The sequence below is a fragment of the Frankia sp. QA3 genome (genome assembly GCF_000262465.1).
Classification (GTDB): Bacteria; Actinomycetota; Actinomycetes; order Frankiales; family Frankiaceae; genus Frankia.
Genome location: NZ_CM001489.1, coordinates 1,414,865 through 1,427,438 on the forward strand (window position 1 = coordinate 1,414,865; position 12,574 = coordinate 1,427,438).

8 protein-coding genes are annotated in these 12,574 nt (G+C 73.0%); 4 read left to right on the forward strand and 4 right to left on the reverse strand.

Annotation, left to right across the window (positions count from 1 at the left end; all coding sequences use genetic code 11):
- Positions 1-5 precede the first annotated feature (5 nt).
- Positions 6-2,090, reverse strand: coding sequence for an NAD(+) synthase (locus tag FRAQA3DRAFT_RS05625; RefSeq protein WP_157467119.1), 2,085 nt, complete (start codon positions 2,088-2,090; stop codon positions 6-8).
- Between the two features lie 433 nt (positions 2,091-2,523).
- Here FRAQA3DRAFT_RS05625 and nifJ point away from each other — a divergent pair, with 433 nt between their 5' ends.
- Positions 2,524-6,051, forward strand: coding sequence for a pyruvate:ferredoxin (flavodoxin) oxidoreductase (nifJ, locus tag FRAQA3DRAFT_RS05630; RefSeq protein ID WP_009738097.1), 3,528 nt, complete (start codon positions 2,524-2,526; stop codon positions 6,049-6,051).
- 158 nt (positions 6,052-6,209) lie between these two features.
- Positions 6,210-6,785: a heme-binding beta-barrel domain-containing protein gene (locus FRAQA3DRAFT_RS05635; protein ID WP_009738098.1), complete on the forward strand. Its 576-nt coding sequence runs from the start codon at positions 6,210-6,212 to the stop codon at positions 6,783-6,785.
- 518 nt (positions 6,786-7,303) lie between these two features.
- Here FRAQA3DRAFT_RS05635 and FRAQA3DRAFT_RS05640 read toward each other — a convergent pair.
- Together FRAQA3DRAFT_RS05640 and FRAQA3DRAFT_RS05645 are read right to left on the reverse strand one after the other, a co-directional pair.
- A complete protein-coding gene (locus FRAQA3DRAFT_RS05640; RefSeq protein WP_009738100.1) occupies positions 7,304-8,908 on the reverse strand; it encodes an FAD/NAD(P)-binding protein in 1,605 nt (534 codons plus the stop codon).
- 224 nt (positions 8,909-9,132) lie between these two features.
- A complete protein-coding gene (locus FRAQA3DRAFT_RS05645; protein WP_009738101.1) occupies positions 9,133-9,990 on the reverse strand; it encodes a Sir2 family NAD-dependent protein deacetylase in 858 nt (285 codons plus the stop codon).
- Positions 9,991-10,166: 176 nt separating this feature from the next.
- Between FRAQA3DRAFT_RS05645 and FRAQA3DRAFT_RS05650 the strand changes: the two genes are divergently transcribed.
- Entirely contained in the window at positions 10,167-10,697 is a 531-nt protein-coding gene (locus tag FRAQA3DRAFT_RS05650) for a SigE family RNA polymerase sigma factor (RefSeq protein ID WP_009738102.1), read from the forward strand.
- Entirely contained in the window at positions 10,694-11,917 is a 1,224-nt protein-coding gene (locus FRAQA3DRAFT_RS05655; RefSeq protein ID WP_009738103.1) for a hypothetical protein, read from the forward strand. Before FRAQA3DRAFT_RS05650 ends, FRAQA3DRAFT_RS05655 begins: the two co-directional genes overlap by 4 nt.
- Here the strand turns inward: FRAQA3DRAFT_RS05655 and FRAQA3DRAFT_RS05660 are convergent.
- The gene (locus tag FRAQA3DRAFT_RS05660; protein ID WP_009738104.1) at positions 11,818-12,435 is read right to left on the reverse strand and encodes a TetR/AcrR family transcriptional regulator; all 618 of its coding nucleotides are present in this window, start codon (positions 12,433-12,435) and stop codon (positions 11,818-11,820) included. The two genes, FRAQA3DRAFT_RS05655 and FRAQA3DRAFT_RS05660, sit on opposite strands and share 100 nt — an antisense overlap.
- Positions 12,436-12,574: the final 139 nt, after the last annotated feature.

Consider the following 12,574-nt stretch of genomic DNA (forward strand, 5'->3'; position numbering starts at 1 on the left):
CGGGGTCAGCGGGGCGGGCCGTTGCGGTCGAGTTCCGCGAGCCATGCCGCAGCGCTCGCATCCGACGGCGCCCGCCAGTCCCCCCGCGGCGACAGCGTGCCACCGAAGGACACCTTCGGCCCGTTGGGCAGCGCCGAGCGCTTGAACTGCGACGCCATGAAGCGGTGCAGGAACTCCCGCAGCCAGCGCACGATCGTCGCCACGTCGTAGGCGTGCCGCTCGTCGTCGGGGAAGCCGGCCGGCCAGCCGTCCGCCGCCGCGTCGCGCCAGGCGTGCCAGGCGAGGAAGGCGATCTTCGACGGCGCCAGCCCGTGGCGCAGGAGGTGATACAGGAAGAAGTCGTGCAGCTCGTAGGGCCCGATGCGGTCCTGCGTGCTCTGCATCGCCCCGGTCGCGTCGGCGGGGACCAGCTCGGGGGAGATCTCCGTGTCGAGGACGGCGGTCAGCAGCTTGCTCGTCTCCTCGTTGAACTGGTCGTGGCTCACGGCCCACCGGATGAGGTACTGGATCAGCGTCTTGGGCACGCCGGCGTTGACGGCGTAGTGGCTCATCTGGTCGCCGACGCCGTAGGTGCACCAGCCGAGCGCCAGCTCGCTGAGGTCCCCGGTGCCGACGACGAACCCGCCGTGGTGGTTGGCCAGCCGGAACAGGTAGTCGGTGCGCAGCCCGGCCTGCACGTTCTCGAACGTGACGTCGTAGGCGGCGGCGCCCTCGGCGGCGGGATGCCCCAGGTCGGCGAGCAGCTGACGGGCGGCGGGGCGGATGTCGATCTCCGCCGCCTCGACGCCCAGCGCGCGCATCAGCGCCCACGCGTTCGCCTTGGTCTCCTCCGAGGTCGCGAACCCCGGCAGGGTGTAGCCGAGGATCGTCGTGCGGGGCACCCCTAGCCGGTCGCACGCCTTCGCCGCGACGATCAGCGCGTGCGTCGAGTCGAGGCCGCCGGAGACGCCGATCACCATCCGACCCCCGCCGGTCGCCCGGAACCGCCGGGCCAGCCCGTGCACCTGGATGTTGAACGCCTCGTAGCAGTCGAGATCGAGCCGCTCGCGGGTGTCGGGGACGAACGGGAAACGGCGCTGGTGGCGGCGCAGCCCGACGTCGCGGCGGTGCGGGCGGTGGGCGAAGCGGACCGTGCGGAAACGCTGCTCGGGCTGGCCGGCCAGCGCGGCGCTGTCGTTGAACGTCCCCGTGCGCATCCGCTCCTGGCGCACCCGGGCGAGGTCGACGTCGGCGACGAGCAGCTGCGGGGTGTCGGCGAAACGCTCGGACTCGGCGAGCAGATCCCCGAGCTCGTGGATCGTGCCCTGCCCGTCCCAGGCCAGATCGGTGGTGCTCTCGCCGGTCCCCGCCGCCGAGTAGACGTAGGCGGCCATCGCGCGCGCCGACTGGGCGGCGGACAGGTGCGCGCGATCGGCCGCCTTCCCGACGACGATGTTCGACGCCGACAGGTTCGCCAGCAGCGTCGCGCCGGCCATCGCCGCCTGCGACGACGGCGGGATCGGCGCCCAGTAGTCCTCGCAGATCTCGACGCCGACCACGAGGTCGGGCAGATCCGCCGCCTCGAAGATCAGATCCGTGCCGAACGGCGCCGTCCGACCCGCGACGGTGATCTCCAGGCCGGTGACGCCGGCGCCCGAGGCGAAGTAGCGCTTCTCGTAGTACTCGCGGTAGTTCGGCAGGAACGTCTTGGGCACCACGCCGAGGATCCGCCCGCCCGAGATCACCAGTGCCGTGTTGTACAGCCGCCCGCGCCGGCGCAGCGGCGCCCCGACCAGCAGCATCGGTGCGAGCTCGCGACTGGCCCGGCACACCGTGTCCACCGCCTGCTCGACCGCGTCCAGCAGCGCGTCCTGCAGGTGCAGGTCGTCGAGCGCGTACGACGACAGCCCGAGCTCCGGGTAGACGACGACGTCCACGCCGTCCGCGTCCGCCTGGCGCGCGAGCGCGACCGTCGCCTCGGCGTTGCGCGCCGGGTCCGCGGTCACCACCAGCGGGGTGGCCGCCGCGACCCGCGCCAGACCGTGGCTGTGGATCGCGGTGAACTCCCGCCGCGGCTGGCCGAACTCTGGCTGGGTCACATCGCCTCGCATCCTGTCGATCCCGCGCCATCGGCGCCGCAGCCGGCCCGGGTTGGCGTCGGCCGGGTGTGTTGCGGGGGCCCGCCCGCATTGCCGGGGCACCCCGCCTGCATTGTCGGGGCACCCCGCCCGCATTGTCGCCCTCCCGCCAACGGGTGAGCACCTCCGATCCGTCCGCACCGCCGGTGGTGCCATCGGCGGCCCGGTTCGGGGCGGCTCACGGCCGCGGGGCGAGTCCGGCCGCCCGCCCGCGCCCCGGCTCCCGCCGCCGGGCAGCCGGCTTCCACCTGGCGGCGCCGCGCCGTGTGCAGGACCGATGCCGCCGTCTACCGGACGACAGGGCAGGCGCAGGACCCTCAACAGGGAGTCGTAACGGTAACTTCCGTCTTCGGGGAAGGGAAGGAAGTCCCTCGCCGCTCCGTCATCCCCAGTCGACTCTGGGTGTATGGGTCAGAAGACGATCGATGGTAACGAGGCCGCCACCTCGGTGGCCTACCGGGCAAGTGAGGTGATCGCCATCTACCCGATCACCCCGGCGTCGGCGATGGGAGAGCTCGCCGACGCCTGGGCGACGAAGGGCCGGGCGAACATCTGGGGTGCGGTCCCCGAGGTGGTCCAGTTGCAGAGCGAGGGCGGCGCCGCCGGCGCCGTGCACGGGGCGTTGCAGGCCGGCGCCCTGTCGACCACGTTCACGGCCTCGCAGGGCCTGCTGCTGATGCTGCCCAACATGTTCAAGATCGCCGGCGAGCTCACGCCGATGGTCCTCCACGTCGCCGCCCGCACCATCGCCACCCACGCGCTGTCCATCTTCGGTGATCACAGCGACGTGATGGCCGCGCGCTCGACCGGCTTCGCCATGCTCGCCTCCGCATCCCCCCAGGAGGCCCATGACCTGGCCGCGGTCGCGCACGCGGCCACGTTGGAATCCCGAATCCCCTTCCTGCACTTCTTCGACGGCTTCCGCACCTCGCACGAGCTCAACGAGGTCGCCGAGATCGACGACGCCACGCTCGCCGGGCTGCTGTCCGCCGAGCGAGTCGAGGCGCACCGGCTGCGCGCGCTGTCCCCGGACAGCCCGGTGATCCGCGGCACCACCCAGGACCCCGACACGTTCTTCCAGGCCCGGGAGGCGGCCAACAGCTACTACGCCGCCGTTCCCGGGATCGTGCAGCGGGCGATGGACCGGGTGTCCGCCGCCACCGGGCGGGCGTACCGGATCTTCGAGTATGAAGGTCATCCCGAGGCCGAGCGGGTCGTCGTCGTCATGGGCTCGGGCCGCTCGGCGGTGCGTGACGCCGTCGCCCGGCTGGTCGCGCGCGGCGAGAGGGTCGGCTACGTCCAGGTCCGGCTGTACCGGCCCTTCGACGGCGCGGCGTTCCTCGCCAGCCTGCCGGCGACGGTCCGCTCCATCGCGGTCCTCGACCGGACGAAGGAGCCGGGTGCGCTCGGTGAGCCGCTGCGCCTGGACGTGCTCGCCGCGCTCGCCGAGCGGCCGGAGAGCATGCCGCGGGTCATCGGCGCCCGCTACGGGCTGGCGTCGAAGGAGTTCACCCCGGCGATGGCGGCGGCCGTGTTCGACGAGCTGGCCCGCTCCCAGCCGCGCCGCGAGGTCACCGTCGGCATCCACGACGACGTCACGAACCTCTCCCTCGCCGTCGACGACCACGGCCACCCGGAGCCCGACGACGTGCGGCGCGCGGTGTTCTACGGGCTCGGCAGCGACGGCACCGTCGGCGCCACCCGTGCCACCGCCGGCATCGCCGCCGACCACACCCCGCTGCACGCGCAGGCGTACTTCGTGTTCGACTCCAAGAAGTCGGGCTCGATGACGGTGTCGCACCTGCGCCTGTCGCCGCGCCCGGTCGACGCCCCCTGGCTCATCGACGACGCCCAGTACGTCGGCTGTCACCAGTTCTCGCTGCTCGAACGGGTCGACGTCCTCGCCGTCGCCGCCACCGGCGCCACCGTGCTGATCAACAGCCCGTACCCGGCGGAGACGGTGTGGGAGCATCTGCCGGCCAATGCGCAGCGCCACCTGCTCGACCGTGACGCGCGCCTGTTCGTCGTCGACGCCGACCGGGTGGCCCGCGACGCCGGCCTGCCCGGGATCGTCAGCCCCGTGCTGCAGACCTGCTTTCTGACCCTGTCCGGGCTGCTGGCGGCCGACACGGCGGTCGCGGCGGTCAAGAACGCCATCCGCATCGCCCAGGGCAAGCGCGGCGAGGCGGTGCTGCAGCGCAACTTCGCCGCCGTCGACGCCTCCCTCGGCGCGCTGGCCCAGGTGGACCTGACCGGCCGGACGGTGGGGGAGCGCACGACCCGGCGCCTGTCCGGTGACGCGCCGGTGTTCGTCAAGGAGGTCACCGCCCGGATCATGGCGGGGGAGGGGAACCTGCTGCCCGTCAGCGCGCTGCCGGTCGACGGCACCTTCCCGGTCGGCACGGCCCGCTACGAGAAGCGCGCCATCGCCCACGAGCTGCCCGTCTGGGACGCCGACCTCTGCATCAACTGCGGCAAGTGCACGATCGTCTGCCCGCACGCCGCGATCCGGATGACCGCCTTCGACCCGGCGCTGCTCGCCGACGCGCCCGCGACGTTCAAGTCGCGCCAGCCCAAGGACAAGGACCTGGCCGGGCTGCGGGTGACCATCCAGGTGGCGCCGGACGACTGCACCGGCTGCAGCCTGTGCGTCAAGGTCTGCCCGGCGACCAGCAAGGACAACCGGGAGCACAAGGCCCTCGAGATGGTCGACGCCGCGCCGCGGCTGGCCGAGGAGCGCGCCGGCTGGGCGTTCCACGAGACGCTGCCGGCGATCGACCCGACGCGCGTGCCGGCGGAGAACGTCCGCGGCTCGCAGCTGCGCCAGCCGCTGTTCGAGTTCTCCGGCGCCTGCTCCGGCTGCGGCGAGTCGCCGTACCTGAAGCTGCTCACCCAGCTGTTCGGCGACCGCATCCTCGTCGCGAACGCCACCGGCTGCTCGTCGATCTTCGGTGGCAACCTGCCGACGACGCCGTGGACGACCGGCGCCGACGGCCGCGGCCCGGCGTGGTCGAACTCCCTGTTCGAGGACAACGCCGAGTTCGGCCTCGGCATGCGCCTGGCGCTCGACAGCCGGGCGCGGGAGGCCCGCCGGCTGCTGATGGCCGCCGCGGGGGTCGTCGGCGACACGCTCGTCGACGAGCTGCTGGGCGCCGACCAGAGCACCGAGGCCGGCATCCTCGCCCAGCGTGCCCGGGTCGCCGAGCTGCGCCGGCGGTTGGCCGGCGCCGAGCACGACGCCCGGCTCGACCCGCTCGTCGACAACCTCGTCGACAAGAGCGTGTGGATCGTCGGCGGCGACGGCTGGGCCTACGACATCGGCTTCGGCGGCCTCGACCACGTGCTCGCCTCCGGTCGCAACGTCAACGTGCTCGTCCTGGACACCGAGGTGTACTCCAACACCGGCGGGCAGGCGTCGAAGTCGACCCCGCGCGGCGCGGTCGCGAAGTTCGCCGGCGGCGGCAAGCGGACCCGCAAGAAGGACCTCGGGCTCATCGCCGCCGCCTACGGCGACGTCTACGTCGCGCAGGTCGCCCTCGGCGCCAACGACCAGCACACGGTGCGGGCGTTCAACGAGGCGGCGAGCTGGCCCGGCCCGTCGCTCATCGTCGCCTACAGCCACTGCATCGCCCACGGCATCGACATGACCGAGGGCCTGTCGCACCAGAAGGCGGCGGTGAAGTCGGGCTACTGGCCGCTGTACCGGGTCGACCCGCGCGCCGAGCAGGCGTTCAGCCTGGACTCGCGCAAGCCGTCGATGACCTACGCCGAGTTCGCCGCCACCGAGTCCCGGTTCACCCGGCTCGGGGCGGTCGCCCCCGACGTGGTCGCCGAGCTGGCGGACCTCGCCCAGGACGACATCCGCGCCCGCTGGCAGACCTACGAGCACGAGGCCGCCGCGGCCCCCCGCACCCCCGACGGCTCGCAGACCTGACCGTCCGGCCCCCGCCGCCGACCGCTGCCCAGCCGGACGGCGGTGGGGGCCCGGGTGGGTCAGGACCGGCGAGCTACGGAGGCTCGCCACGTAGTGTCTGGATGTTCCGGTGGATTTGCGCCGGTTTCTGAGCATTTTCAGTCTAGGAGGGTTCGGCGTTGACGGAGAAGGTTGGTCCGGAGTGGGGGCCGCTGGCGGCCCTGGCCGGCGAGTGGGAGGGCGACCAGGGTGTCGACGTCGCCTTCGGCAACGTCGAGGGTTCGATGATCACCACCCCGTACCGTGAGCGGGTCACCCTGAAGCCGTTCGGTCCGGTGGACAACGGCTCGCAGCACCTCTACGGCCTCGACTACAAGATGGCCGCGTGGCGGTTCGGGGAGGAGAACCCCTTCCACACCGAGCTCGGCTACTGGCTGTGGGACGCCGAGCTCGGCCACGTCATGCGCAGCTTCCTGGTGCCCCGCGGCCAGACCCTGATCGCCGGCGGCGTCGTCGCGCCGGACGCGACCAGCTTCACCCTGCGCGCGGAGCTCGGCTCCACCACGTACGGCATCCTGTCCAACCCGTACCTGGCCCGCGCGGCGAACACCACCTCCTACGAGGTGGCCATCACCGTCAACCCCGACGGCAGCTTCGCCTACGACGAGACCACAACGATTAGTCACGTGCGGGTGCCCGGCAGCCCGGTCGCCCACACCGACCGCAACGTCCTGCGCCCCGTGCCCGGCGCCTGACACCCCGCGCCTGACACCCGACACCTGGCCCCGCCGGACCGTGGTCGCGGCCTGATACCGGCCGCCCGCAGTTGCGGTGCGTTCCGCATTGGCTCGCGAGAGGCCGGGGCGTCAGGCGACTGTCATCCGGGAACCCCCGGGCGGACCACTGGTTCGCCCGGGGCCTGTCGTTCACCCGATCCACGAGCGGATCAGGGAAGCTTGCCGTGACACGGGCGGGCAGCTCCGTGCCTCGTCGGTGCCTCCCGCCGTCTCCGTGCTGGGAATCTGCCCTCGGGAAGCCGCTGATTGTCGGGACTGGACTCCACGGTTCCCTCATCATTGAACCATGGAGATTGCGGACAGTACGGTCGCGGTTGTGCGCGACACCTTTGCGGAGGAACAAGTCCCGGTAGTCCTGGCCATACTACGGGAATATGGCACCGAAGAATTCCATTATGAACCCGACCGTGTGCACCGGGCGATTGTGAAGCTCGGCCAGGGCAGGGTGGACCACATCAGGCGCTATCTCAACGTCGCTAGAGCGGACTACCGTGACGTCTTGTACTACTCGGGCGACTACTGAGGTGTTCTCGTACTGATCGCGGAACATATGGTGGCTCGGCGCGTAAGATGCGGCGGGCCCGGTGCGCGATGTCCCCCTGGATCGAGGTGACGATGTCGACCGCCCGGTCCACCAGGGACTGGATGCCGAAGGTGAAGAAGAGGCTGCCCATCGCGAGATCCCCGAGCGCGTACAGCCGCCGGTCCGGGCGTGCGTCCACCGTCAGGCGGCTGGTGGCGCGCTCGAGGTGAAATCCACCGCGCGGATGTGGCTCGGCGAGGCCGGCGTCCACCAGCGATGCCAGCATCGGCGCGGCGAGGTCGGTGACGCCGCCCAGGCGGCCGTTGACGGCGTTGACGACGACGGCCGCCCGATGTTCGCCGCGAGCGGTGCTCGCCACGAAGCCGCCGTCGCCCGGCTCGATCCGCTCGAGTCCTCCGATCAGCTCGAGCTGCCCGGATTCCAGCAGTCGCAGCAGCGCGGCGGCGCTGGCGGGCGGCATCGGACAGCACAGGCTCATGAACGCGCGGTTGTGGTCGGCCAGCAGGCGGTCCTTGTCGTGTTCGGACAGCAGCGGCCAGACATCCGGTCCGACGTCGGGCATGATCTGCTGCAGTAGGCGCAGCGTGCCGCTCGCTGCGTTGACCTCGCCGAGCTGCCGGCGCAGCCGGTGCGTGGGTTCCTCCCGGCGCGCGGCGTCGATCTCCGTCCGCACGGCGTCGATGTCCTCGCCCGCCGCCGCGAGCTCGTCGCCGATCATGGCGATCAGGTCGGCCAGGGGCAGTGATCCGCCCGAGGCGGCCATCGCCCGGAACCGCGCCGCGGTGACATGGCGCGGGGTGAACCCGGCGGGCCGCTGTCGCACGGCGGGCAGGACCGCCTGCCGGGAATGCATCCGGATCCTGCCGGTGTGTCCGCGGGCGGCCAGGGCGAGGGCCACGTCGACCCCGGTCAGGCCGCTGCCGACCACGGCCAGGTCGTCGTCCCGGCGGATCGTGGCGAGCGTCTCGGCGGCCGGGTAGGGATCTCGCACGAACCCGGCGGAACCGGCCAGCCCATACAGGTCGGCGGGTCGTCCCGCGCCGGTGGCGAGGACCGCATAGTCGACCTCGTGATCCTCGCCGTCCGCCGTGCGCAGGGCCAGACCATGGCGGGTGGATGTGGCGCGGTGAACCATCCGCCGGTTCAGCTCGACGCGCCAGCCTCGCTCGGCCAACGTCACCAGCGCCGCGCTGGCGGACTGCTCCAGGTACTCCCCGAACATCGCCCGCGGGATGAACGGCGCGCCGGAGATGGGATCGAGGAAGGACGTCTCGGTGTCGACGAAGAGCCTACGGGCGGCGAGCCATTCGGCGAGATGGCCGTCGTCGCCCGCCCGTACCGACATGTCCTGCGGTATCGCGTTGACCCGCATCGTGCCCAGGTCGGGCTGATAGGGGCGACCACGCCACAGACGTCGCCCGCCGTCGAAGATCGTCAGGTTTCCGGCGGGCAGGTCCTGCTGGTGCGCCAGCGCGTCGAGAAGGCAGACCGCGGACGGACCGCCGCCAATCACGCCGATCTTCGGGGTGGCTGACATTACCTGACCTCAACTGTTGGCTCTCCGATAGCTGCCCGGCACCCGCCGCGGAGGCGGTTGTCCACCTTGTCGGCCGCCATCCCCATCGTCGCCTCGAAGACGGTGTCGGTCACCTCGGGGTCGCTGCCGGGCTCGCCGGGCCGGGCTGGGCCGAACGGCAGCCGGACACCCGTGCCACCGGGCGGAGCAGCGGGCGGACCGTGCGGCTACCTCCGCAACCCGGCTCAGGACAACCGAGTGTCGAGATCGGTCAGGGCGGCCAGGGCGCCAAGCGGGACGGAGACGCCGGTGCCGGAGCGGATCTCGGGCTCGGTGGGATTGAGGCGGATCAGGTGGCCGGCGAGGGACTCGGCGGTGCGGCGCACGGTCGCCACGGCGGTGCCCGCGCCGATCTCGACGACCACCAGCGGGCCGTCGCTGCCCGGAGCGGTCACCTCGTCCAGCCAGGATGAGCAGGAGCGCAGCGCGGCGTCGGTCCGCTCGCTCACCCAGGATCCATCGCCGAACATCAGGATGTTCGGCCGGGCCAGGTCGCCGCACGACGGGCAGCGGGGCAGTGGCTCGCCCGCGCGCATCGTCTCCGGATCGACGTCCACCTCGACGCCGTCGGCCGGCCAGATCTCCCCACTGCACGGGCCGACGCACTGCAGGTGGTGGATGGAGCCGTGGACCTCCGCCACCGCGTCGATACCGGCCCGCTGGAACTGGCCGTCGACGTTGGACGTGAACACGTACATCCCGCCGGGCAGCCGCGCGCCCCACCGGCGTAGCACGGCGAAACCCTCGTGCGGCACGGTCGACCGGTACAGCCCGAGGCGGTGGCCGTAGAAGCCCCAGGCCAGCGCCGGATCGTCGCGGAAGTGGACCGGGTCGGCCAGCTCCACGAACGACAGGCCGAGGCGTTCGTACGGCGGGTAGGCCCGCCAGAAGCCGGCGTCGCCCCGGAAGTCCGGCAGCCCGGAGTCCACGCCCATGCCGGCGCCGGCGCAGACCAGCAGCGCCCCCGCGCCCGCGAGCAGCGCGGCGGCGGCGTCCAGCGCGGCCTCGACCTCGGAGGTGAACCCCCCCGCAGCGGTGGTCACGGGACGCCCCCTCCCTGATCACTGCGGAGGCCCCCGCGGCCGGCCTGGGTCATCACGTCCATTCTCGCCGGGCGGTTCGGCGAATTCGCGGACGGTGTCAACCTGCCGCCGCCGGGTGGCGTTAGGGAGGGCGTCCGGGAGTACGGGCAAGCGCGGGAGAGGAAGGGACGTGTCGGGTGCGGGAACGCGACGAGCGGGCGTTCGAGGAGTTCGTCGCCCACAGCGGCGACCGGCTGTTGCGCAGCGCGGTGCTGCTGGTCGGCGATCGGGCGGCCGCCGAGGATCTGCTGCAGGGGGCGCTGGAACGCACCTACCGGCACTGGCCGCGGGTGTCCGCCGGGCAGCCGGAGGCATACGTGCGCCGCGCCCTGGTCAACGCGGCGGCCAGCCGCTGGCGGCGGCGGATCCGGGAGGTGCCGTGGGAGGCGGACACGGCGGTCGGGCAGCCCGACCCCGCTGACCGACTGGTGCAGCGTGACGGGCTGATCCGGGCGCTGCTGACACTGCCCGTGCGGCAGCGGGCCGTGCTCGTGCTGCGTTACCTCGACGACCTGCCGGAGGCCGAGGTCGCCGCCGCGCTGGGCTGCAGCGTCGGGTCGGTCAAGAGCCAGGCCTCGCGCGGGCTGGCCCGGCTGCGGGCCAGCGCGCATCTCGACAGTGCCCCGCAGGGGGATGGCGCCCTGCCGGTCGTGAGGAGGAGCTCGTGAGCAGCAGCGACGTCGAACGGGAGCTGTGGGACGAACGGGAGCTGCGCGACGCCATGCTGGCGGCGACGGCGCAGGTCGTGGCGGGGCCGGACACGGCGGCCGCGGTCCGCGCCCGGTTCCGTCGGCGCCGGCGGGCCCGGCGGGCCGTCGCGGCGGCGGTCGCGGCGGTCATCGTGGTGGCCGTCCCGTCCGGCCTGGTGCTGGCGCGTCCGGACGGTGACCCGGTGGAGGTCCGCCCCGCCCGTCCGGCGCCGTCCGCCGGGCCGGGCAGCGGTCCCGCCGTCGGACCGGTGTCGTCGGCGGGTCCGACGATCGGGCCGATGCCACCCGCCACTCCGAACGCCGGGTCGGGGCGCGCCGACGCGGGCGGCGTCGGTGTCACCTGGCTGCCCGCCGGGGTGACCTTCGACTCCGCGGAGGTCGGGGCGAGCCAGAACACCCGTGGTGCCCTCCGTTACCGCGCCGACTACGTCGGGATGTCCGGGGGGAGGCGCTCGTTCATCTCCGTCGAGGCGCAGTGGGGGACGACGCCGACGCTGGCGGCGGTCGAGGCGACCAGGCGGGCGGCACAACCGCAACGGACCTTCACCCCGACGACGGTCCGCGGACAGCCGGCGCTGTTCACCCGGATGGCGGCCAAGGACGAGTTCAGTCTGATCTGGATCGAGCGGGACGGGCTGCTGCTGGAGGTCGCAGGGGGCGCGCCGGTGACCACGGACGACGTGCGCCGCGTCGCCGTGGGGCTCGTCCCGGCCGGGCCCCGGCCGGCCACCCGTCCCGCCGTCGAGCAGGCGATCCGCCAGGCGCTCACCCGGGCCTTCGCGGCCGGGGTGGACCCGGACACGGCGCTCGCCGCGATCGAGGACGGCCGATCCCTGGCCGCCACCCGGGCCCGGTACCTGGCCAGCCATCCCGGTCTCGCCCGGACACTGCGGGTGGATGTGCACGCCGTCGCCGCGCGCGATGCCACCCATGCCGTGGCCACGATCACCCTGACGTTCGACGACCCGACCCTGATCGGGCCGGCACCGGACCGCGGCGACCCGGCCGGCACCCGGTCCTACGACGCCGGCGTCACCGTGGTGCGCACGGCGGCGGGCTGGCAGGTCAGCCGGAACAGCTACTGCGGGCTTGCCGTGGAAGCCTGCTCGCCGACCGTGCTCAGGGGCGGCAGCACGCCGGGGGCGGGGCGCAGCCCGTCGACGAGCAGCGCGAGGTAGCGCCGGCGGTCGAGGCCCGCCGGGTCGTCGGGGCGCACCGTGGCCAGGGCCATCACGATGACCGCGGACAGGTCGCGGCGTTCGAGCTCGGGGCGCACCGCGCCGGCGCCGCGGGCGCGGCCGAGCAGACGTTCCATCGACTCCAGGTAGCGGTGCACCCCCTCGACGTGGAAGGCGTCGGTCTCGCGGGCGAGGGCGAGGATCACCTGCCGGCCGGCCAGCGCCTCCACGGTGGCCTCCAGCGCGCCGACGAGGTCGCGCCACGGGTCGTCGGTCTCCCGCGTCACCCGTGGCACGATCTCGGTGCTGACGAGGTGGTCGAACACTGCGCGCAGGAGCTGGTCGCGGTTGCGGAACCGGCGGTAGACCGTCGCGACCCCCACGCCGGCGCGCCGGGCCACCTCCTCCAGGGTCACGGCCCGCCCGACGTCCTCGAACGCCTGATCGGCCGCGGCGATGATCCGCTCGTAGTTGCGCGCCGCGTCGACCCGCAGGCCCCGTCCGCCCGTTGCTGCCACCTGGGCACGCTAACAGCGCGCGAACCGATCCCGCGTCGGGCGGACGGGTCCGGCTGGTCAGGTGAGCGGCACCCTGCCGGCCCGCGGCGATCCGTCGGACACATCCGGTCTTGTCGGGTTAGAACATGGTCATCGCGGG

Coding starts and splice junctions, on each gene's coding strand:
- FRAQA3DRAFT_RS05625 (WP_157467119.1), bottom strand. CDS start 2,090: ATGCGAGGCGATGTGACCCAGCCAGAGTTCGGCCAGCCGCGGCGGGAG.
- nifJ (WP_009738097.1), top strand. CDS start 2,524: ATGGGTCAGAAGACGATCGATGGTAACGAGGCCGCCACCTCGGTGGCC.
- FRAQA3DRAFT_RS05640 (WP_009738100.1), bottom strand. CDS start 8,908: ATGTCAGCCACCCCGAAGATCGGCGTGATTGGCGGCGGTCCGTCCGCG.